The 23,151-nt window shown below is 41.7% G+C and carries 23 protein-coding genes; 17 read left to right on the top strand and 6 right to left on the bottom strand.

What is annotated here, in order from left to right:
- Position 1: 1 nt before the first annotated feature.
- From ACFE93_RS23185 to ACFE93_RS23110, 16 genes are all read left to right on the top strand, one after another.
- The gene (locus ACFE93_RS23185; protein WP_375476647.1) at positions 2-943 is read left to right on the top strand and encodes a cytochrome c oxidase subunit II; all 942 of its coding nucleotides are present in this window, start codon (positions 2-4) and stop codon (positions 941-943) included.
- A gap of 86 nt (positions 944-1,029) precedes the next feature.
- Complete coding sequence (gene ctaD, locus ACFE93_RS23180; RefSeq protein WP_375476645.1) at positions 1,030-2,679, top strand: cytochrome c oxidase subunit I; 1,650 nt, start codon at positions 1,030-1,032, stop codon at positions 2,677-2,679.
- 166 nt (positions 2,680-2,845) lie between these two features.
- Positions 2,846-3,448, top strand: a complete 603-nt coding sequence (locus tag ACFE93_RS23175) for a heme-copper oxidase subunit III (protein ID WP_375476643.1) — start codon at positions 2,846-2,848, stop codon at positions 3,446-3,448.
- Positions 3,449-3,826: 378 nt separating this feature from the next.
- A complete protein-coding gene (locus ACFE93_RS23170; RefSeq protein WP_375476641.1) occupies positions 3,827-4,045 on the top strand; it encodes a hypothetical protein in 219 nt (72 codons plus the stop codon).
- Positions 4,046-4,272: 227 nt separating this feature from the next.
- Complete coding sequence (locus ACFE93_RS23165; RefSeq protein WP_375476639.1) at positions 4,273-4,503, top strand: hypothetical protein; 231 nt, start codon at positions 4,273-4,275, stop codon at positions 4,501-4,503.
- 27 nt (positions 4,504-4,530) lie between these two features.
- The gene (locus ACFE93_RS23160) at positions 4,531-4,707 is read left to right on the top strand and encodes a hypothetical protein (RefSeq protein WP_375476637.1); all 177 of its coding nucleotides are present in this window, start codon (positions 4,531-4,533) and stop codon (positions 4,705-4,707) included.
- Between the two features lie 184 nt (positions 4,708-4,891).
- A complete protein-coding gene (locus ACFE93_RS23155) occupies positions 4,892-7,615 on the top strand; it encodes a TonB-dependent siderophore receptor (protein WP_375476635.1) in 2,724 nt (907 codons plus the stop codon).
- Positions 7,616-7,683: 68 nt separating this feature from the next.
- The gene (locus tag ACFE93_RS23150; RefSeq protein ID WP_375476633.1) at positions 7,684-8,436 is read left to right on the top strand and encodes an alpha/beta fold hydrolase; all 753 of its coding nucleotides are present in this window, start codon (positions 7,684-7,686) and stop codon (positions 8,434-8,436) included.
- A 95-nt stretch (positions 8,437-8,531) separates the two neighbouring features.
- A complete protein-coding gene (locus tag ACFE93_RS23145; RefSeq protein WP_375476631.1) occupies positions 8,532-9,569 on the top strand; it encodes an iron-siderophore ABC transporter substrate-binding protein in 1,038 nt (345 codons plus the stop codon).
- A gap of 136 nt (positions 9,570-9,705) precedes the next feature.
- Positions 9,706-10,725, top strand: a complete 1,020-nt coding sequence (locus tag ACFE93_RS23140) for a FecCD family ABC transporter permease (protein WP_375476629.1) — start codon at positions 9,706-9,708, stop codon at positions 10,723-10,725.
- Complete coding sequence (locus tag ACFE93_RS23135) at positions 10,722-11,762, top strand: FecCD family ABC transporter permease (protein ID WP_375476627.1); 1,041 nt, start codon at positions 10,722-10,724, stop codon at positions 11,760-11,762. The genes ACFE93_RS23140 and ACFE93_RS23135 overlap by 4 nt, the downstream gene beginning before the upstream one ends.
- A gap of 128 nt (positions 11,763-11,890) precedes the next feature.
- Positions 11,891-12,103 (top strand): hypothetical protein, encoded by a 213-nt coding sequence (locus ACFE93_RS23130; protein ID WP_375476625.1) that lies wholly within the window; start codon positions 11,891-11,893, stop codon positions 12,101-12,103.
- A complete protein-coding gene (locus ACFE93_RS23125) occupies positions 12,084-12,896 on the top strand; it encodes an ABC transporter ATP-binding protein (protein ID WP_375476623.1) in 813 nt (270 codons plus the stop codon). Before ACFE93_RS23130 ends, ACFE93_RS23125 begins: the two co-directional genes overlap by 20 nt.
- Before the next feature lie 278 nt (positions 12,897-13,174).
- Positions 13,175-13,303, top strand: a complete 129-nt coding sequence (locus ACFE93_RS23120) for a hypothetical protein (RefSeq protein WP_375476621.1) — start codon at positions 13,175-13,177, stop codon at positions 13,301-13,303.
- A gap of 173 nt (positions 13,304-13,476) precedes the next feature.
- Positions 13,477-14,349, top strand: coding sequence for an iron-siderophore ABC transporter substrate-binding protein (locus ACFE93_RS23115; RefSeq protein WP_375476619.1), 873 nt, complete (start codon positions 13,477-13,479; stop codon positions 14,347-14,349).
- Positions 14,350-14,602: 253 nt separating this feature from the next.
- A complete protein-coding gene (locus ACFE93_RS23110; protein WP_375476617.1) occupies positions 14,603-15,823 on the top strand; it encodes an acyl-CoA dehydrogenase family protein in 1,221 nt (406 codons plus the stop codon).
- 91 nt (positions 15,824-15,914) lie between these two features.
- Here ACFE93_RS23110 and nifE read toward each other — a convergent pair whose 3' ends face one another.
- The 6 genes from nifE to ACFE93_RS23080 form a co-directional block, all read right to left on the bottom strand.
- Complete coding sequence (gene nifE / locus ACFE93_RS23105; RefSeq protein WP_375476615.1) at positions 15,915-17,306, bottom strand: nitrogenase iron-molybdenum cofactor biosynthesis protein NifE; 1,392 nt, start codon at positions 17,304-17,306, stop codon at positions 15,915-15,917.
- A gap of 696 nt (positions 17,307-18,002) precedes the next feature.
- Entirely contained in the window at positions 18,003-18,827 is an 825-nt protein-coding gene (locus ACFE93_RS23100) for an ABC transporter permease (protein ID WP_375476613.1), read from the bottom strand.
- Between the two features lie 5 nt (positions 18,828-18,832).
- Entirely contained in the window at positions 18,833-19,615 is a 783-nt protein-coding gene (locus tag ACFE93_RS23095) for an ABC transporter ATP-binding protein (protein WP_375476611.1), read from the bottom strand.
- 4 nt (positions 19,616-19,619) lie between these two features.
- Complete coding sequence (locus tag ACFE93_RS23090; RefSeq protein ID WP_375476609.1) at positions 19,620-20,612, bottom strand: ABC transporter substrate-binding protein; 993 nt, start codon at positions 20,610-20,612, stop codon at positions 19,620-19,622.
- A 733-nt stretch (positions 20,613-21,345) separates the two neighbouring features.
- Complete coding sequence (locus ACFE93_RS23085) at positions 21,346-21,723, bottom strand: hypothetical protein (RefSeq protein WP_375476607.1); 378 nt, start codon at positions 21,721-21,723, stop codon at positions 21,346-21,348.
- A gap of 21 nt (positions 21,724-21,744) precedes the next feature.
- Entirely contained in the window at positions 21,745-22,152 is a 408-nt protein-coding gene (locus tag ACFE93_RS23080; protein WP_375476605.1) for a hypothetical protein, read from the bottom strand.
- An 819-nt stretch (positions 22,153-22,971) separates the two neighbouring features.
- On the opposite strand from ACFE93_RS23080, the gene ACFE93_RS23075 reads away from it, so the two are divergent.
- The coding region (locus ACFE93_RS23075) for a hypothetical protein (protein ID WP_375476603.1) at positions 22,972-23,151 on the top strand (180 nt) is incomplete at its 3' end.

Genomic DNA, 23,151 nt, shown 5'->3' with positions numbered 1-23,151 from the left:
AATGAAAATCCGAAATATTTTGATATTGAGTGCGATCGCGATCGCCTTAACTGCTGTTAGTCTTTGGATAGGGCAGTGGACGTATTCCTGGATGCCTCCTCAAGCCGCAGCAGAATCGCAGCTTGTCGATAAGTTGTTTAGTTTCTTAATCACGCTAGGAGCATTTATCTTCCTTGGAGTCACAGGAACACTTATGTATTCAGGGATTTTCCATCGAGCAGAGCAGTATGATACTAGCGATGGCCCCCCGATTGAAGGAAATATCCCACTAGAAATTGTCTGGACTGCAATTCCTGTATTGCTAGTGTTTTGGATTGCCACTTACAGTTACCAAATCTACGAGCAAATGGGGATTCAAGGCCCAATGGAAGCTATGCATATTCATATTCCAGTCTTGATGAAATCAGCATCTGCTGCACCGATAAATGAGGACACGGAGAGACGGGGACGCGGGGACGTGGAGAATCTTAATGTCCTGCCATTTGAAGACATTGAAGTTAATGCCAAGCAATGGGCTTGGGTTTTCCGCTATCCAAAAACAGGAATCACCAGCACCGAACTACATTTACCCGTCAATCATCGCATTCGTCTAGCTATGCAGTCCGAGGATGTTCTCCACGGCTTTTATATTCCTGCTTTCCGAGTCAAGCAAGACATTATTCCCAACCGCAACATTGACTTGGAATTCACCCCCATCCGTATTGGCAAATATCAATTGACCGATTCCGAATTCAGCGGCACTTACTTTGCAACCATGCGAGCAGATGTCGTTGTTGAGTCCCCTGAAGATTATAAGAAGTGGCTTACAGAGGCAGCAAACCGTAAACCATGTACTGCAAATAATCAAGCAGCTTCCGAATATGCCCAAGAATCAAAAGAATTAATCAAAGGCTGGGTTACGGTAGCACCCGCACAAGCCCCTGTAGTTAATTACAGCAATTAGTCGTAGAGACGCGATTAATCGCGTCTGTACAATGGTCATTAGTTTTGGACAAATGACAAATTAAAAAGAATAAAGGATAAAAGACAATGACAAATATTTCCGTTGAAGACATTACAGGTGACGCACCTCAACAGGAACCGAGAGCAGACTGGAAGCAATACTTTAGCTTCAGTACAGACCACAAAGTTATCGGTATTCAATATATTGTTACCGCTTTCATTCTCTTTTTAGTAGGCGGTCTATTTGCAATGATCATTCGTGGGGAATTGATTACCCCAGAATCAGACCTCGTTGACCGTAGTGTTTATAATGCAATGTTCACCATGCACGGCACTGTGATGCTATTTGGATGGACATTCCCCATACTTACGGGTTTTGCTAACTATCTTGTACCTCTGATGATTGGGGCGCGAGATATGGCGTTTCCCAGACTAAATGCTGTTGCCTTCTGGATGATACCGATCGCTGCTATCCTACTGATGGCTAGCTTCTTTGTACCTGGCGGGCCAGCGCAAGCCGGTTGGTGGTCATACCCTCCTGTCAGCCTGCAAAACCCGACAGGAAACTTAATCAATGGTGAAGTAATCTGGCTTCTAGCAGTAGCAATATCAGGTGTTTCCTCAATTATGGGGGCGATTAACTTTGTCACCACGATTGTCAAGATGCGCGCACCTGGTATGACACCCTTTCGTACACCCATCTTTGTTTGGAATGTATTCAGTGCCCAGATTATCCAACTGTTTGGACTACCTGTCTTAACAGCAGGTGCAGTCATGCTTTTACTCGACTTAACAGTTGGAACTAGCTTTTTTGACCCCACCAAGGGAGGCGACCCAGTTCTATTTCAGCATTTTTTCTGGTTCTACTCCCACCCTGCTGTTTACGTAATCATTCTGCCGGTCTTTGGAGTCTTTTCAGAGATATTCCCTGTTTTTGCTCGTAAACCTCTGTTTGGCTATAGAATTGTTGCTATTTCATCACTCCTGATTGCTGGAGTTAGCGGTATAGTCTGGGTACACCATATGTACGCCAGCGGTACTTCCGGCTGGATGCGGGTGTTTTTCATGGTTACAACCATGTTTGTTTCTGTCCCTACTGGCATTAAGGTATTTGCCTGGACTGCAACAATTTGGGGTGGCAAACTCCGATTTGATACACCAATGCTATTTGCGTTTGGTGCATTAATATTATTTGTATTTGCGGGTATCACTGGCATCACCCTTTCCTCCGTTCCCATTGATGTCCATGTCAACAACACTTACTATGTGGTGGGTCACTTCCACTATGTTCTATATGGCACGGTAACAATGGGGATGTTTGCTGCTATTTACTTCTGGTTCCCCAAGATGACTGGACGCATGTATTACGAAGGCTTGGGCAAGTTGCACTTCTGGCTGGCGTTCATTGGCACTAACCTCAACTTCTTCCCAATGCACCCACTAGGATTACAGGGAATGTTGCGTCGAGTTTCTTCTTATGCCCCAGAGTATGAATTTTGGAATATTATCGCCAGTATCGGCGGATTTTTACTAGGTGTATCCACTTTGCCCTTCATTCTGAATATTATTGGTTCTTGGATACATGACAAGCAAGCACCGAAGAATCCTTGGCGAGCAATTGGACTTGAGTGGTTAGTTTCTTCACCACCTCCTGTCGAGAACTTTGAGGAAATTCCAGTTGTTGTGGGTGAACCCTACGGCTATGGTAAATCTGAACCATTGGTAGCCGAGCATTAGAGAGCAGGCCAAATAGTTGATTTTTAAACGCATAGGTACGCAGAGGTTCAACGCAAAGGGACGCAGAGAGTTTGAGATGAGGGATTAGGCGATCGCAAACTACTACTTTACTCTCTTTTCTTTCTCAGTGCCTCTGCGTGAGATAAATATATAGGAGTTTCAAGCAATGGACAGTTCTATCATTTCAGAAGAATCAAATCATCCTTCACACGAGCATACCCATGATGATGAAGGCAGCAAGATGTTCGGCTTCATTGTCTTCTTGCTGTCAGAGACTTTCATTTTCCTCGGTTTTTTTACAGCATATATTGTCTATAAAACAGCAAATCCTAACTGGCTACCAGCTGGTGTTTCTGGACTGGAAGTCACAGATCCGGCAATTAATACAGTAATTCTTGTTTCTAGTAGCTTTGTCATTTACTTGGCAGAACGTGCCCTTGCACGCCACGACTTGATAACATTTCGTCAGTTTCTAATGCTTTCGATCGCAATGGGATCTTACTTTTTAGTCGGACAAGCGAACGAATGGAGCCATCTCTCTTTTGGCTTTACCACAGGTGTCTTTGGTGGAATGTTCTACTTACTGACAGGTTTCCACGGTTTACACGTTCTTACTGGCATTTTGTTGCAGATACTTGTTTTTGGTCGCTCTTTCATTCCTGATAATTACGACACAGGTCATTTTGGTGTAGATGCCACTTCTATTTTCTGGCACTTTGTTGATGTCATCTGGATTGTTTTGTTTGTCCTGATTTATGTTTGGCAATGATACTTTGTGGTCAAAGGTTTTGTGTGGAAGATAGCTATTAAGACTTAGGCAACTTCCGCTTAACCTGCCACAGATAACCTCACGGTTCATACGCCTCACTGCGATGAGCAATACTCTTGCAGAGTCACTTCGTGAACGTTATAACAAATACCTGCACCACTTCATCTGTCACAGATACTAAATCTGGTGACGACTTATCCGACCTTGGAAAATTGTCCTTAGTACTCATCGCTTGCTTTGTAACTTCAAGGTTTAGTGTGTATTCTAAGGCAATCAATCGTAGGAAAATATTATTTGCTTGCTCTATTTCCTGTTGCGATCGCAAGTATGCTAAAAAAGACTCTAAAATAGATGCAACCCAAGTTCATCAAAGAACTTATGCCTCTAGCTGAACTTGTACCTTTGCTTAAAGAATTATCTCACTCTGACAAGCTCTTGCTATTAAATTTCCTGGCAGCCGAATTGTTAAGGGAATCGGGTTTAGTTCCATTGGACGCTCAAGGTAGGGTAGCCAGTCAAGGTTTATATGATTCTTTTGAAGCTGCTGCTGTTTTAGCAAAAGCGTTAGCAGAGAAAAAAGTGGCGACACATGGTTGATAGAGTCAAGTTTACCTTCACGGAAGTGGATGCAAATCTCGGTGCATATCGATAACGCAAAATCGAAATTTTGAAGCGTGCTTTGGTTGCCTTGATTAGTTCCAAGTTGCCTAATTGAGAACCCTCGCAGGACATCCCAAGAGGGTTATATTTTGCAACTAAACCAACAGACTTGAAGCAACTATACGATTTATGCTCGACAATGTACTCTTATACTTTGAAAGCCAATGCCAATCGTATTTAATGTAGTAGATGTTGAGGATAAAGAGCATTACTTGAACTATGAAGAGATAGAGGAAACAAAGGTAGCTGATGAAGGATTACACAACGAAGATTACCTTGATGCTCAATGCTTTTTTGTCCTCCTCAAAAATGGAGATATACTCCTTCTGGAAATGGCTAGACAAAACCAAGTAAGTAAAAACTTCCTTTACCGCTTACTAATGCCAGGAGAATAGCCTCCTTTAATATCTAGGGCTGCCTGGATGCCTCCGGTTGCTATTCTTAAATCCATCGTGGACACACGAACCTATTGCGATCGCAGTTGCTCGAAGACTGCGATCGCATTCCAGCAAGCATCTCTAAACTACTTCACAACGATTCAAACGAAGCGGTCTAAAGCCATACCAGAACATTTGTTCTATTACGTCAAGTTCGTCTAAAGTAATGCCACACTGGGTAAAAACTCAGATGTTAGCATCTTGTCAAGAATCCTTCTCATCATAATAATTGTCTGGAAAACAACATAAATGGTTGATTTCCTACTCAATCTTGCTTATACTTCGCAATGTAAGTTTTACTTGCATAAGTAAAGAATATTGGCACGTAGATTGGTAGGAAAGTGGAATGATCAATCATCGGGGTGTGTGCAATGGGTGTTTGCTAAGTTTGGTAGCGAGTGTTTGCGTTGGTTTTGGTAGTAGCCTAGTCAAGCAAGAGCTAACTCTTGCACAGTCCCCAGTCAAAAAAGAAGCGATGCCTGCGGCGGGCTACGCCTACGCATCGGTAGTCAGAAAAACTTCTGTTCAATCTGCTTTAGTCACCAACTGGAAAGCGAAGCGTGAGCAAACACCCATATCAGAAGTTCGCCAACTCAATTCTATAGAACGTCCCCTCAGCGGCACATCATATGTATTGAAGGCTAACAGAGTAAAGAACTTTATCGCTCAATTAAGTCAACCCCGAACAGATGTAGTGTCAGTTAAAGATGTGAAGGTGAATAACACAGATAAAGGGATAGAGTTAATTTTAGTTACGCCCAATTCTGAGAAATTGTCCGTTTCTGGGAAAACTGAAGGTAATTCCTACATTGTGAATATACCCAATGCACAGTTGCAATTGGCAAGTGGGGAGAGTTTTCAACAATCAAAGCCAGTAGCAGGAATTACACTAATTACAGTAGCCAATGCAGACGCTAACACGCTGCGGGTGACAGTAGTTGGGGAAAAGGGTACGCCTGCGGTGGAGTTATTTGATAGTCAAAGTGAAGGTTTAGTGTTTGGGGTGACAAGTACTGCATCTACGGCACAGCAGTCAACACCGACACCAGAGCAACAACCCATTGAGTTAGAGGTAATTGGCGCGCCGTCAGGAAGCTATAATATTCCTGACGCGACTACAGCAACAAAAACACCAACACCACTACGCGACATTCCTCAGTCGATTCAAGTCGTTCCTCGGCAGAGTTGGGAGGCTCAAGGAGCCGTTAACGCTATTGATGCTTTAAGAAGCGTTGGTGTTATCCAGGCTTTCAATTCGCCGAGCAATGGTGATGTCTTCACAATTAGGGGTTTTCAGACAACTAACATCCTTCACAATGGTCTTAAGGACTATGTAGGAGGAGCTACAACGGGACAAACTCAACTCAATGACATTGAACAGATAGAGGTTTTGAGGGGGCCTGCCTCTGTCCTTTACGGTCAAGGCAATCCAGGTGGCACGATTAATTTTATCACCAAGCAGCCCCTGAGTGAGCCTTACTTCGCTGCCAGTATGACTGTCGGTAGTTATAATTTGTATCAACCAACTTTAGATATTTCTGGGCCTCTTAATTCTGACAAAACGCTCCTTTATCGGTTAAATGTTTCTTACTTCAATACAGAAAGCTTTGTTGACTTTTTTAACTCCCAGCGTTATCTAATTGCGCCCGTTGTTAGTTGGCAAATAGATCCCAAAACAAAAGTGACTTTTGAAACAGAGTTCCGATACCAGCACCAGTTCCCGAGAACAGGGCTACCTGCTGTAGGAACTGTTTTATCGACGAACCCAAATGGAAAGATTCCGCTTAGTCTTAACACATTGGATGTGAACGCCAAAAACGACACTAGCTCTGTTCTGTTGGGCTATAACTTGGAACATCGCTTTAATGATAACTGGTCTTGGGTGAATGCTTTTAAGGTTAGGTTTGTTGGCTTTCTAAGAAATAGTGCTAATTCTGTCGCTCTACAACCCGATGGTCGGACCCTGAGACGCTCAGAGCAAACCGATATAGGAGGGCCAGGTGTGGATAACGAGTATGCTCTAGACAATCATCTGACAGGTAAATTTAAAATCGGCGGCCTTCAGAATGAATTAGTCGCAGGCTTTGACTTGTACAGAGAACTCAATATTTTCAATCGGACTATGAGTCAAATTGGTCCGATTAATCTATTTAACCCCGTCTATGGTCAGCCGGTTGGTGCTGTTACTCCTACACCTAATCAAAATCAAAAAACGATCAATGATGACATCGGCCTTTATATTCAAGATTTAGTAACGCTTGCTCCTAACCTGAAGTTGGTTCTCGGCGGACGAGGAGATTTTGTCGAGAATAAAGTTACCAACTTTTTAAATGCAAGTGCCAATCGAAATCAACCTGACCAGGCATTTAGTCCTCGTGTAGGTCTTGTCTATCAACCTATCCAACCCATCTCACTCTATGCCAGCTACAGTCAATCCTTCTCCCAAAATCCTGGAACCACGTTTGGGGGTAGTTTATTTAAACCCAGTACTGGCACTCAATACGAAGTGGGAGTCAAGGGTGATTTCCTCAGCGGCAGGCTATCTTCAACCCTTGCTTTGTATCAACTGACTTTATCCAACGTTTTGACGCCTGATCCTAATCGTCCCACCACATTTAATATCCAAACAGGGGAACAACGCAGCCAAGGCATTGAACTCAATGTGACGGGGGAGATATTGCCAGGCTGGAATGTGATTGCCTCCTATGCTTACACGGATGCACAGGTGACAAAGGACGAGCGATACATTGGCAATCGACTGCCGAATGTCCCTTTCAATAGCGCGAGTTTATGGACGACTTATACTTTTTCCAAGAGTAACCTGCAAGGATTAGGGTTTGGCTTGGGTTTGTTTTATGTGGGCGAACGGCAGGGAGATTTGGACAACGCATTCAGTGTACCCAGTTATTTACGTACTGATGCAGCTGTGTACTACCAAAGAGACCACCTTGGCATTGCTCTCAACTTCAAGAATCTGTTCAATGTTCAGTACTTCACCCCTCGAACTATCCAACTTGTTTATCCTGAAGATCCATTTACGGTGCAGGGGACAGTGAGTTGGAAGTTTTGATAGGGCAATAGGGAAATGGCACGCTTGAAAAATTGATTATTTCCAAATTTTGATGTTTGAGAGTATTTATGTCTGATAATACCGATGTTGTTTGGATCAGTTCTAGTCATGTATTGCAGCGTTTTGATCTACCATTACTACAATACATATCGCAGTATATGAATGTGGCTAAGTGGGAATATCACCACCATAAAGATGAAGGTAGTTCCATAGATGAAGCTGTAGATTTGATGTATGAATTCTTAGCACAATATTCTCATCCTATACATTTAGCAGGTCATGGTGCAGGTGGTGCGATCGCCTTAACTTTTGCTCGTCGCTATCCCCAAAAAGTGCGTTCGCTGGTCTTATTGGCTGTAGCTGCTCAACCTGCTAATACTTGGCATGTCCACTATTATTTACAAAGAAAATTATTTACTATGAGTCGTGAGCAAGTTTTAGCAAGCTGTGTTCGTCATCTTTTTGGTGAACAACCCCATAATACTAGTAAAATGTTAATGGCTGTGTTATGTAGAGATTTAGAACAATCCCCTCTTTTACACTCTCTTTTCAAGTTAATTGAGTTACCTAAAGGCGGGGTTTCTATGCCCCTGATGGTATGTGGGAGCAAGAACGATCCCATTGTTGATTCACCTGCATTAAAAGGCTGGTTAAAAGAGTTTAAGCCTGAAGATAATCTGTGGGAATATCCCAAAGGTTATCATTTTTTTCACTACTTTTATCCTCAACAAATAGGCGAAAAAATGTTGAGTTTATGGCAACCATATCATCTACAATCAATGCTGACATCTCAACTAGTTTCTCAAAATTTGACAAATTAACAAGTATTCTTTTAAAACGTATATATCCTTTCTTCCTCTTGCATAACCAAGACGCGATCGCTCTACCATAACTTGTGTCTTTTTCACTGTTGTATATGCCTAAGTTCTGCTTTGTTGTGCTGCTTACGCTCCTAGTGGTTTCTGCTTGCAGTTCCTTTGGTCGTCAGTTACCGACCCCCAACATAGGCGTTGTTTCCTCAAGTCGAACATCACCTGTCGCTTTCCATGCAGTCCAACATTTAATGGGTCAAACTCTAATTCCTACCCATCCTCAACGAGTCGTCGTTTTAGACCCGTGGATTGTAGAAATACCTCTGGCTCTAGGATTCAACGTGGTGGGTGTTCCAGATCCGGCTAAAACTCTCCAAGGGATAGGATTAGCAAATAAACACCCTGGTATTGAAGACATTGGTGCGCTTCTTACACCCAACATAGAGAAAGTCATGGCTGTTAAGCCAGACTTGATCTTAGGCACGATGCGAAACCGGGAAGCTTACAGTTTATGGTCTCACATTGCACCCACTATTCTACTCAAGATAGAAAACAGTGGAGACTGGAAACAGCCATTTATGCCAGCCGCAAAAGCTCTGGGGAAAACCGAGACAGCAAAACGTTTAGTGGGCAATTATAACGCACGCTTAACCGAGTTCAAACAAAAAATGGGTTCTCGACTCAAAAAGACTGTAGTTTCTGTTGTGCGCCTCATGCCACAGACGATTAACCTGTTAACCAAGGGTGCATTCTCTGGAGTGATTATAGAGGATGCTGGTCTAATCCGTCCTCCTTTGCAAAATCTGGATGCCATAGCAACTCAAAAGAAATGGGGCAGTCCTATTAGTTACAATATATCTTCAGAGATCCTCGCCCAGATAGATGGGAATGTCCTATTTATACCGCTCTTCGGCTTCAAAGACCCTACCGAAGCCAATAATGCTGTGCATGAATTCATGACAGAATCTCTATGGTCAAAGCTTAAAGTTGTCAAGCAGGGTAAATTCCATGTAATTAATGGATTTTATTGGCAAGGTAGTAGCTATATATCAGCTAATCGAGTTCTTGATGATTTATTTACTTATATTTTGCACCCACTGGAAGAAACCAGGAGTAAACGAATAAAGCGTGCAAAAGCATAACATCTTTTTTTTAGCGCGATCGCACAATTCTTTGATCATCTGCGAGAAACTTAGATAAACTTACTTTTGTCAATTAGTAATTATGCTTAAAATTTAGAAAAAGCAGAGGTATAAAGTTAACTATTGTTATAAATCCATGAACACAAATATTTCTCACCCTGAAAAATACTATATCCGCATTTTCAGCTTAGGCATAGGTATCTTAGTGGTATTGTTAGGTATTTTCGCCAGCATTTCTTACGGTGCAGCTGACATTCCCATTGCCAAAATACTTACTGCATTCACTAACTATGATGACTCTAACGAACACATAATTATCCGGTCGATGCGCCTACCGCGTACACTGATTGCAAGTATGGTCGGTGCTAGTTTGGCTATAGCTGGGGCGTTAATGCAAGGACTGACTCAAAATCCCTTAGCCGCACCAGGAATCTTGGGGATCAATGCAGGTGCAGCCTTAGCAGTGGTGACAGTGGTTTTTGGCTTGGGTACATCTTCACCAGCCCTGATTACCCTTGTAGCATTTCTCGGAGCCTTAATAGCAGCCTTAACAGTTTACTCCCTTGGTTCTCTTGGACAAGGAGGCTCAACACCATTGAATCTGACTATTGCTGGTGCAGCTTTAACTGCCTTGCTATCTTCAATTACTACAGGTGTACTGATTTTAAGCGATCGCACTTTAGAAGAAGTCCGCTTCTGGTTAGCAGGTTCTCTGGCTGGACGAGACTTCAATCTATTCTTGACTGTGCTGCCCTGGATGGTAGTAGGATTATTAACAGCTTTTGCCCTAAGTAGACAAATCAACGTCCTCAGTTTAGGAGAATCGGTAGCCACAGGCTTAGGTCAGCAAACAGGTTGGATCAAGTTGGCAACAGCATCGAGCGTTGTCATATTGGCAGGGAGCGCTGTCGCACTAGCAGGGCCTATAGGCTTTGTTGGTCTGGTAGTTCCCCATCTGGCGCGGGGAGTCATGGGTATTGATTATCGTTGGGTATTGCCTGGTGCAGCTGTGTTTGGTGCAGGTTTACTAGTATGGGCAGATTTAGCAGCCCGTTGGTTAATTAGACCCCAAGAATTGCCTGTTGGTGTGATGACAGCCCTTTTGGGTGCGCCCTTTTTGTTGTATTTAGTGCGTTGGCGGGTGAAGAGAGGATGACAACAATTCCAAATTCCAGATTCCAAATTCCAAATTCAATACTCGGCAATTTGCCTGTAACTAGAGTATTGTTACTACTGCTATTATTCACCCTCGTTATCTTGGGGATGAGCCTCAGTTTGGGGAATTACCCCGTGCCGCTAGCAGACATAGTGAAAGCTGTTCTTGGTTTACCAACTCAAGACCCAGAATCTGGCTTTGTTGTTGTTACCCTGCGTTTACCGAGAGTGTTAATCTCCTGGTTGGTAGGAGTCGGCTTGGCAACTGCGGGTGCAATTTTACAAGGATTGACACGTAATCCTTTAGCTGACCCTGGTATTGTTGGGGTAAATGCAGGTGCAGCCTTAGCAGCTGTGACTTTGATTGTACTATTTCCGGCTGTACCCACTATGTATTTGCCCTTTGCTGCCTTTGGTGGTGCTTTTATTGTGGGCTGTCTGATCTACTTGCTAGCTGGCACGGGAGAAAAATCACCTCTGCGCTTAGTTTTAGTGGGAGTTGCACTCGCAGCAATTATGGGAGCTTTCACGACTTTAATGTTGACTTTCGGTCAAATCACCGACGTTACTAGAGCATTAGTCTGGTTGGCAGGTAGTGTGGCTGGTAAAAGTTGGGAGCAAGTCTGGCAACTGCTACCTTGGATAGTTATCTTCGTTCCCTTTGCTTTACTGCTGGCGCGAGAACTTGATACTTTGCAACTGGGTGATGCAGTAGCTAAAGGACTCGGTAGCCGAGTCACATGGCAAAGAAGCAAATTATTGTTAGTGAGTGTGGCGCTGGCTGGGTCAAGTGTGGCGATCGCAGGTACAATTGGCTTTGTTGGATTAATGGCTCCCCATTTGGCACGTAGACTTGTGGGGTCAATACATAAAAATTTACTACCAGTTGCCGCCTTGATCGGAGGATTGTTGGTATCAGCAGCAGATTTTTTGGGTAGGACTTTATTTTCTCCGATAGAATTGCCATGTGGTTTGCTAACTGCTGCCTTAGGAGCGCCTTATTTTATCTATTTACTGTATCAAAGGCGGCAAAGATGAGTAAGAGATGAGAATCTGATGTCAGGGTATTTTTATCAAGTGCAGAACTAAGTACCCAATATTATTGGTAATATCATCGTAATGCGATCTAAATATCTATCCTGAAAGGCGATCGCTAACTTTAAAGAATGACCCATAAGATACTCTTCTTTGGGATTTTGACTAGCTTGAAAAATCGGATTTTGGTCATTCCCCTGCCAACAATTATTTATTGGATTCAAAAGCGTTTACAACAAGGCACTAGGCAACAATGCGTGCCAGCAGAAGCCGCTTTGCAGCTACGCACTTTCAGACCACTTATTCTTGCAATCAGAAAGTCTTATGGACAACACAGTCCTTGAAACCCAACATCTGAGCCTAGCTTACGATGGCAAACCCATCATATCTGGTCTTAACCTGTTAATTCCCACTGCACAAATTACTGCTCTAGTTGGCCCCAATGGCTGCGGGAAATCTACTCTACTGCGAGGTTTAGCCAGATTACTCAAACCTCATATTGGTACTGTATATCTTAATGGTGCCGATATTTTTCAACAGTCAACGACCAAAGTTGCACAACAACTCGGTATTCTTCCTCAAGGGCCAGTTGCACCAGAAGGATTGACTGTGCGGGATTTGGTAGCACAAGGTCGTTATCCATATCAAAAAAGTTGGCTGCAATCTTGGACAACTGAAGATGAACGTCAAGTCCGCAAAGCACTAACAACTACAGACCTCAACGAATTAGCCGATAGAGCCGTAGATACCCTTTCTGGTGGACAGAAGCAACGTGCTTGGATAGCCATGACTTTAGCGCAAGATACGCAGATTCTACTATTAGATGAGCCAACAACTTTTTTAGATTTAACTCATCAAGTGGAAGTGCTGGAGTTGCTGGGGGATTTGAATCAACTTGAGGAGCGAACAATTGTCATGGTGTTGCATGACCTGAATCAGGCATGTCGTTATGCTCATAACCTAGTAGCCTTACGCGATGGCGCTGTTATGGCTTATGGAACTCCAGCAGATGTCATGACAGAAGAAATGGTGCAGGAGGTGTTTGGATTGGCTTGTCGAATTGTGCCAGACCCAGTAACAGGTACACCTTGGTGTGTACCTTTGAGACGACAACCTCATAAATATTCACAAGATTAAAGATTCAAAAGCAATTTGAATATTTTTTATTTAGTAGTAGAACATTAAAAAAGGGCCGTTTAATTGCCCCTCCTTTAATAGAATGCCAATGATACACAATATTGACTCAACAATTGAAATCGTTGTAATGATAAGCTTTTGAGTCTATGTAAATATATTTGCAGAGGGAAGTTCAGCTTAAATAGTTGATTTCCGACTCAATCTTGCTTATACTTCGCAATGTAAGCTTTACTTGCCAGACTAAAGAATATTGGCACAAAAATTGGTAGGAAAGTGGAATGAGCAACTATCGGGGTGTGTGCAATGGGTGTTTGCCAAGTTTGGTAGCGAGTGTTTGCGTCAGTTTTGGTTGTAACCTAGTCAAGCAAGAGCTAACTCTTGTACAGCCTTTTTCGCGATCGCTCTAACATCACCTGTATCTGCTTGACTATATATGCCTAAGTTCTGCTTTGTTGTGCTGCTTACGTTCTTGGTGATTTCTGCTTGCAGCTCCTTTGGTCGTCAATTACCGACCCGCGATATAGCCGTCGTTCCCTCAAGCCAAACATCACCTGTGCCCGTCCACCTAGTCCAACACGCAATGGGTCAGACTCTAGTTCCCGTGCATCCTCAACGAGTTGTCGTCATAGATCCGTGGCTAGTGGAAATACCTCTAGCTCTTGGAGCCAATCTGGTGGGTGCTCCAGGTCTGGCTTCAACTCTCCAAGGGCTAGGGTTAGAGGATAAGCACCCCGGCATTGAAGACATTGGTGCGCTTCTGACACCACCGAACATGGAGAAGGTTATAACTCTCAAGCCAGACTTGATCTTGGGCACGACTCGGAACCGGGATACTTATAGTTTATGGTCTCACATTGCACCCACCGTTCTGCTGAAGGTGCAAAGCAATGGAGACTGGAAACAACCCTTTATGCCAGCAGCAAAAGCTCTGGGGAAAACCGAGACGGCAAAACGTTTAATGGACGATTACAACCTACGTTTAACTGAATTCAAACAAAAGATGGGTTCCCGACTCAAAAAAACTTTAGTTTCCGTCGTGCGCCTGATCCCAGAGACGATTAACCCGTTAACCAAGGGTGCATTCTCTGGAGTGATCATAGAGGATGCTGGCTTAATCCGTCCTCTTTCGCAAAATCTGGATGCTAAAGCAACTCAAAAGAAAGCGGGCAACCTCGTTGGCTACAATATCTCTCCAGAAGTTCTCACACAGATAGATGGTGATATTTTGTTTATAGTGCGCTACGGCTTCAAAGACCCTGCACAGTCAAAGATAGCTGTCAATAAACTCATGGCAGAACCTTTGTGGTCAAAGCTTAATGTTGTCAGACAGCGTAAAGTTTATGTAGTTGATGATTTTTATTGGCTCACTGGTAGCTATCTATCAGCTAATCGAGTTATTGATGATTTATTTACTTATATTTTGCACCCACTGAAAAAAACTAACAGTAAATGAATAAAGCGTGCAAAAGCGTAACATCATTTTTATTGGTGGTTAATTTTCGATTTATCAGTTTCAAGTCCACACGAGAAAAGGCAAACAGTATGTAATTATGTTCTTATTTATGCTTATTAACATATTGCTTTTATTTGCCAAGACAATTATTATTCATACCGCATTAAAATAACCTACTTAGAAAAATTGCCATGAATAAACTAGTGCAAAATGTAAGATTAGTAACTAAAAACAAGTCGATTATGTCTATTAAATGATATTCAATTTAAATCTCAAAAAGCAAACTCTGATTGAGCGGATTAGCCAGCTTGCACGCGATAAGTTCGCTTCTCGCGCCGCTGATTATGACCACAATGCTAGCTTTCCAAGAGAAGATTTTGAAGACCTTTTTCAAGCAGGTCTCAATGCGCCTGTTGTGCCAACTGAATACGGTGGTCTAGGGTTAGGACATGATAGCGATATCTTTACCCTATGGATGATGACTAAAGAACTGGCAAAGGTGGATTTATCCCTAGCCCGTTGCTGGGAAGGACACGCAAATGCCCAAGTTTTACTAGCAGCTATGGCTAATGAGTCTCAGAAAAAGCGCTGGTTTGAGGGTATTGTCCAGCGTGGCGAGAAATGGGCGGCTTGGAGTGGAGAACCTCAGTCTCAGATTCCAGGTCAAAAAGCCAGCCTTGGCACAAGTGTTCAAGTGGTAGATGAGGGATACATCATTGATGGCACAAAGGTATTCGCCACCAGTGCGCCAGAAGCACAGTGGGCAATTCTTTTGGTCAACACAGCAGGGCCTGGGGGAGCGCGTCATAGCAATGGCTCACCGACATCAGTGTTGTTGCTAGCCTGCAACTTATCCGACCCCAGTATTAGCTTTGATGATAGTTGGTGGCAGCCAATTGGGATGAGAGGTACAGTGAGTTACTTAGTTCGCTTTGAACGTACTTTCATCCCTAAAAAAAACTTGATTGGCTATCCAGGACAGTACATCCAACAGGAGTGGCAGACGCGGTTTACGCCTCTGTATGGCGCTGCTTTTCTCGGAGCTGCCGAAGGAGCCTATGATTATGCTTTAGCATACATCAACAAACAGGAAAAAGGACACGACCCCTACGTACAACACCGAATTGCTAAGGCAGCAATTAATATAGATACTATGCATTTATGGCTGAGGCAGGTAGCCACTCTTTGGGAAACAGGCCAAGTTTTAGGAGCAAAACAAGCAGGCAATCGCGCCCGTTACATAACTGAACAACTGGCTTTGGAAACGGTGAACGACTGCATACACGCTTGTGGAGCTCGCTCCTTGATTAAACCGAGTCCTGTGGAGCGAATATTGCGAGATTTATCCTTTTACGTATTGCATGATAATTGCGATCGCGTTTTGTCCTCAATTGGTCAGGAGATTCTAGGGCAATCCTTTGATCGTGCCTATTTTAACACCCACCCAAATCGCCAAGAAAACCTTACGGAGTAAAAATTAGCAATAAAAATAACATTAAATAGATTGAGGCAACTTGTGGTAGAAAAGATCGGTCGTGCGATTGTGTCGCTTGCCAAATAATTTGTCAAGCGACATCATAGTTAATTTTTTCATCCCAAGGAGCAGGTTTGCTGACTTGCTCCCACACAGGACTATACAAGGCTTTATACAATTCTCGTGCCAGTTCCACCAGCCCTATATAACCAGCGTAGGCATGATGGCGTTCATGATTAACATCTAAAAAAGGAATTTGTGCTTTGAGTGCTGTATATTTATTGCCAGTCCCAGTAATCAACACATCAGCTTTTGTATCCTTCATTACCTGCAATAAAACCTGCGGAGTTGCTTCGGGCAAAACAATGCCATCTTCACCAAGATATTGTTTAATTTTAGCTTTTTCCTCTTCTGTAGTCTTTGCGTTAGTGGTAGCAATAACTTCCATTCCCAAATCTTTGGCGGCTAAAATAATCGACCAAATTTTTACACCACCAGTACAAAGAATAATCCGCTTGCCTTTCAACTGGGCACGGTAGGGAGCTAGGGCAATATCTAGGGCTATATTTTCTTCTCTTATCAACCATTCTGTACGTTCTTGAAGATATTTATCTCCTAATGTTGCTGCAATATTTCGCAAGCAATGGTTTAAGTTTTCCACACCGAAGAAAGATTCTTCAATATAAGGAATTCCATAAAGTTCTTTCATTGTTTGCGCCATTGGCAGTACTACATTTGAGCAAATGACTACATTCAACTTGGCACGATGAGCATAGCAAACTTCTTTATAGCGGGCATCACCCGTAATTTTGGAGAGTATGCGTATACCCAATCTCTTGAACAGTGGTAAAACATTCCACAAATCACCAGCAACGTTGTACTCACCAACAATATTAATATCGAAAGGGGTGGTAAATTCTGGTTCTGCTGTTCCGATTACATATTTCAATAAAGTCTCATTGCCGATGCGATTACCTACATTTTTACTACCAAGAAATCCAGGCGAATTTACATAGACAACCGGAATATCAATTTTCTGTGCAGCCAGTTTACAGATACTATCGATATCATCACCAATTAAAGCGGTAATACAAGTAGCGTAGACAAAAACAGCCGCAGGATTATAGCGTTGAGCAACATCGAGAATAGCTTTGTACAGTTTCTTTTCACCACCAAAAACGACATTATTCTCACCAAAATCAGTAGTAAAAGCAGTTTGGTATAATTGAGAGCCTGATGAGAGGCTACCATGAGTTGCCCAAGGATTATGAGTACAAGCAACAGCACCATGTACTAAATGAACAACATCAGTAATAGCTCCGACAGAAACCATCGCTCCATCTAAAGGACAATTCCCTTGGTTTGCACCTGGTTGTGGTGGTTTTGTGCAAGTTAGTTTTTTCTTGTCACTCAATTTTTTTTGGTTATGCTTGCAAGCTGTTTCGTTGAGTGGTTCGTTGATTGTTACTTGAGTATTTTTCATGCCTTTCGTCGTACTGAAGATTAATACAAAATAGTCAAGATTTAGGTGTGAGAAGGCGCGGTGTGGCTTGCTAAATTATTTGTTAGTTCTATTTATTAGCCTAAAATCTGCTCTACATAAGTAATAGTTGAAATCTTTAATACGAGTAGCGCGTATCTCAATAAGTATAGTTTTTGCTACTAACAGCACGAACGCAAAGATGATCGTTCTTTAGCTCTAGATTGACACTAATTTGGCAAATGATCGTTTAATTTGTTAAGCGACACAATAAAGATTCTTCGAGGCTTTTTATTCTTAGAATAAAAATTATTTGAGTTTCTTGACTTAAAAATCCTAACAAAAACTGTAATTAATAATAGTAAAAATAATAACAAATATGTAAATAAATATTGCAATCTCAAGCGTAAAAGCAGTTATGAATAGACAGTTTTGTCTAGATTAAAAGCCATAATTATTATAATAAAAATAAAATTTTTAGTAATGGAAATAGACAGACTATTCTAACTATGTATGAGCAGATGAATGATTTAAATTCTCTGTTAATTATGGATGTTTCATTTGAAGAAATTGGCGATAATTGCTCAACTCAAAACAACATAAAAAGTGCAGTTATTGGCTTCTGAGACTCTCTAGCTAATGAGTAATTGTAACTACAAATACTGTTTGTAAAGTTCTTTTGCCTTGTTCGGTGATAGTTTAACTACGTTTCATACCCCATTTTTGCACTGTTTTGATTTCAATTAATCTAAAAATATAATCGACAGCTAAACCCAAAATTGCAATCACCACTAATCCGGCAAATACGCGATCAGTTTGCAGAAAGTAGCGACTATTATTAATCTGCCATCCCAAACCGCTGGTAGCACCCCCTGAACCAAACACTAACTCAGATCCAATCACGGTGCGCCAACCAAAAGCCCAAGCAGTTCTCAAGCCTGTTAAGATGTGAGGCAATGCAGCAGGGAGCATAATTTCTCGAATCAGTCTGAAACCATCTAGACCCAGGTTTTTTCCTACCATAAGAACCGTTGGGTTGATGGTACTGAGTCCCATTTCTGTATTCAGGGCAATAGGCCAAGTTGTAGCATGGGCAGTAACTACGATCATAGAAATAGGAGTGAACCCAAACCAAATTATCACTAGGGGTAAAATAGCGATCGCAGGTAAGGGATTCAGCATCGAACTGATCACAATTAGCAAATCTTGACCAAAACGAGAAACTTTGGCGAAAGCTGCTAAAGCCGTACCCAGAATCAAACCCAAGACCATACCAATACATAACACGGACAAAGTATTGAGTGTCGCTTGCAGCAGTTTTTGACTCAATAAGTCTTGCCACAGTACTTCTAAGACTGCTATTGGGCCAGGAATGAGTAAGGCGGGAACTTGGGCAACCCAGACATACAATTGCCAAAAAATCAATAGACCGCAAAAGATTATTCCGCGTCTGAAAGTACTACTGGCTTTTAGTGAAGCATATATCTTCTCAAATTTATTGGGATTTGCTGTTGTTCGAGTCACAAATTTCATACTCGAAAAGCCTCACAACGGGAATCATTGCCCAGTAAACTTTCTAAATAGGCAGCAACTTCGACAAATTTATGAGTGTTGATGTCATTAATCTGTGCGGTATCAACAATTTCTTTGACAGTTCCAGGTACTGGTGTCATCACTAAAACTCGATGTCCCAGGTAAACAGCTTCTTGTATGGAATGGGTGATTAAAATAATTGTTAGCCCTGTATTCTGCCAAATAGTATTAAGTTCATATTGCAGTTGAGTCCGCGTCAGCGCATCCAAAGCGCCGAAAGGCTCATCCATCAGAAGAACTTGAGGTTTTACAGCCAAAGCACGAGCGATCGCTACCCGTTGTTTCATCCCTCCTGATAACTGATGGGGATACTTATTGATAGCTGCTGAGACTCCCACCAAGTCGAGATATCTTACAGCTTCAGCAATAGCGGCTTTACCAACAGCTTTGCCTGTAGTCTCAAGGGCATAAACAACATTTTGCACCACAGTCTGCCAAGGTAGGAGTTGTTCAAAATCCTGAAAGACAACGATCCTATCTGGGCCAGGAACAGAGATACCTTTACCTGCCATCAGTAATTCTCCGCTACTGATAGATTGAAAACCAGCGATCGCCCTTAACAGGGTACTCTTTCCACAACCCGATGGCCCAATAATTACAAACTTTTCTCCTGGTTTGACAGCAAAGCTGACATCTTCTACAGCCGTAAATTTATTCTTACCTTCGCTGTAGCTTATGTTTACATTTTTTGCTAATATTAACGATTCTAAATTAACCATTAATTTAATCTCCCCCAGCACCTTTAAGCGGTGGTAAAATCAATTCATCAATTGATTTTGGCTGCTTGTTTAACATACCGATTTCATGCATAAATGCTCCACATTTAAGGAAGGCTCTTGGCTCAATTCCGTATGCCACGGCCTTATTTGTGAGCCACTTTTTATATTGCTTTTGGGAAACTTTTCCACTATCTATTTCTGAGAGAATTTTGGCTGCTTCATCAGGTTTTTCATTCACGAGTTTAGTAGCATTCGCAATTGCTGTATACAAAGCTTTCCCAAACTCAGGATATTGATTGTACAATTTTTCAGTCGTAAATACACTCGCTATGCTAGTCTTACCAAAAATATCAGAGCTTTTAATAATTACCCTACCACCTTTTTCAACTTCCTGAAATTCAAAAGGAGGCGTTGTAAAATGTGCATCAATTTGACCGTTTAACAGAGACTGCAACCCTAAAGGGTGAGCAATCACTTGCAGGTTTTGATCGAGTGCTGTGGGATTTCCTAAGTCTTTTTGTGCCACCTTCCGCAGTACAATTGCCTGTACTCCATCTAGAGATGGTAAACCAATTTTCATTCCTGGCTTAAAATCTTTGAGACTTTTGATATTGGGGTTTTTCGTTATTAGCCAAAACTCACTATAGTTAAGTGAAGCTAATATTTTCCAGCCCACGCCTTTATCCCAACCTACGAGAAACGCTCCAGGGCCACTTGCACCAACTTGTATTTGATTAGCAATAATTCCATCCCTAATCGCTGCACCATTCGATAATTCTTTCCATTCAAATTGTGTTTTAGGAAATTGTTTTTCTAAAATTTGCTGTTGCTTGACTATAAGTAGATTCGCGTAATTAATTCCAGGTTGATAAGCAATTGTTATTTTTTCTGGTACTTGTGAAGCAGTTTGATTACCAGAAGCACAAGCTACAAATACAAACGTCAATAGTGCTAATCCACTCAATAAACCCCACGTTCTAAATCTCTTAAATATCATCCTTTTTTGCTATTTGTAATAGATTTATGTGATTTTATAAGTCAAACGAAAGTATCACACAGCTAGCAGCAAAAAACAAGGTCTTTATTGTTTTTTTGGATGTTGAATTTTGAGGCTAGAACACGCTATTCTTCTACAGCCATACTAACTTCAGCCTTTTTTGATTCGAGTCACATTATAAAAGCTTCCGCCGTTGCTTCTGAAACTGTTAGTGGGACTTAGACAAAAAGTAGCCCGAAAAAAGCCTCAAATCTATATGCAGAGAAACTTTGACATCGTTTTGCCTAGTTTCTTGATATATCTGGGTTTCAAGCATTTTTGAGCATTTGGTATATTTTCCTTGCCCTGTATGAGGTTGAGGCTTGTTTATGCCTCAAAAATGTTTAAGTCCCCTTAGGTCGAGTGCTGTACAATACAGTTTAATTTTGCAGAGCAATGTTTATATACGCAAAAACTTGAACTATGTATAATTGAATTTATTACAAAAATGAGAGTCAGGACTGCGATCGCAGCTCTGACTCCCCACTATCTACAATAATTATTATTCCTCTTTGCTGAGGATTTTATTTTTTGGGAATCTCTTTTCGCCTAGTCCCTTAAAAAGTGTTGGTAATGACAAAGCCTTTAGTTCCAGCGTTTACATGGGTACAGTGTCTTAGGTATTAAACCCTAGACTTTTTGTACAGCAAGCCTTATGAGCTTTTTTAGTACAAATGCAAAGAGGAACTTCATCTTAGTCTGGGCGATAGTAAAACTCCCGACACAGAAAATTGGGTTGGCTGCCATCCTTGAACTTGTGAAAGGCAGCAATAACCCACAAATCTTTGTTCATGTTCGCTGCCAACAAGGATTCCACTGAATCGCGATCGTATCGTGCACAGAAAGCCTTCTCATTGATATTATCTACAAATGGTGTCACCTCAGTCTCACCCCAATCTTTGACGGACTCGGCACCATAAGCGTGCATAATAATTTGCTCATTATGCTTGGTTAGGGTAAATTTCTCGATCCATGTAGTCTTGGTGTTGGAGTTTATCCAGGTTCCTAAATAAGGCGTGAAATCAATCACGGTGTCCTTGGGCTGGTTTCCGTAAATTTCGTTTCGTTCCATCTTGAAATCTTCCTCTTCTTACTAGCGATGAAAAAACTCACGGGCAAAATGATCAGTTCGACCACTACCATCTACGTAGCGGGTATAGGACTGAATGACCAAGATTCCCAATTTTTGGTTTGCCACCAGATGTGTCTCAATCCCGTCTAGCTTGTAAAAAGCGTGGAATCCTCCTGCTATAAGTGAGTCTCCTACAGCGTAAGGCACTGCCTCAACCTCTCCCCAATCGATTGGGGAGGGTTTGTTGGCTCCATAACCATGAAATGCAAGGCGACCGTCTTGTTCAGTCAGAACCACTCGCACCAAATAATTAGTATCCGATTTAGTATTGATCCAATTACCAACTAAAGGTGAGAGTTCTATAGGTTCCTTGATACTAGGGCGTTGGTCAGCCTGCATATAGTGTGCGTATTGAGTTGTTTGTGTCACGAGCTAACTCTCTAATGAATAAATTGCAGCATTTTAATAATAAATATAAACTACTTATTAGCGTACATCTAACGAAAATAAGATTTTATTAATAAATTAAATTGATAGTGATTGTTCTAAATAACGACTGGTAAAGAAAAAATTGTTTTAGAAGTACAATACATAGCCAATTATTAGCTATGTATTATAAATATTGTCTATGCCATAATCACTGAATAAGAACTATTTTATAATTGTAAATAAATGTATAAACAAAGTAGATTACGTCCAAAATGCATTCTGAACAATTTAAAAATTGGTGAATATTGGTGAATCTCAATACGTTTTTGATGTAGTCCCAAAACAGTTAGTCGATAAGTGATAGGTATAATTTATCTTTTTTCTACTCGTGCAACAACCCCTATCAGCTTTATACTTTCAGGACTTACGCACACTCTATGAATTCTTGGCGTTCTTCTCTAACGAGACGCTGCACGTTGGCGGAAGCCTCTCATAGAAAAGGCGGTTCGATAAATTAACCTTTTTGGCAATTTTTGCGTAAGTCCTGACTCTTTTATTTGCGATCGCCGCCGAATGATTTTGTGAGTATACACCAAATGGTACGTATTAGCACAGACGTACTCAGGTATTATGATTGAGTATTTATTATAGTAGCGATCGCTACTGGATTAATTAGATGAGGAAACAATCGCTCAGAAAACGGGTTTAAGTGTGGCACCAGTACGACAACTGAAGTAGTGAGAAGCGATCGCCATGTTAATCTTTGGTTGATTAGTCAACAGACATCGTGTTGGGCAGATGAAGAACAAGCGCTCTGGAGTGATCGCCTGCGCCCAAGAGTCTGCGCTCCAACAATCTCCCAAATTCAATGAACGACTGCCCAAATTTAATAAACGATCGACCGAATTCAATAAACAAAATAACCAATTAAAAAAACAAAATACACAAATCAAAAAACAAAAGACAGAAAAGATAAAACAAATGACACAAAAAAAAAAA

It is taken from the genome of uncultured Nostoc sp. (genome assembly GCF_964247315.1).
Classification (GTDB): domain Bacteria; phylum Cyanobacteriota; class Cyanobacteriia; order Cyanobacteriales; family Nostocaceae; genus Nostoc.
Note: the sequence above shows the minus strand (reverse complement) of the source record. Positions and strands in the feature narration are given on the sequence as shown.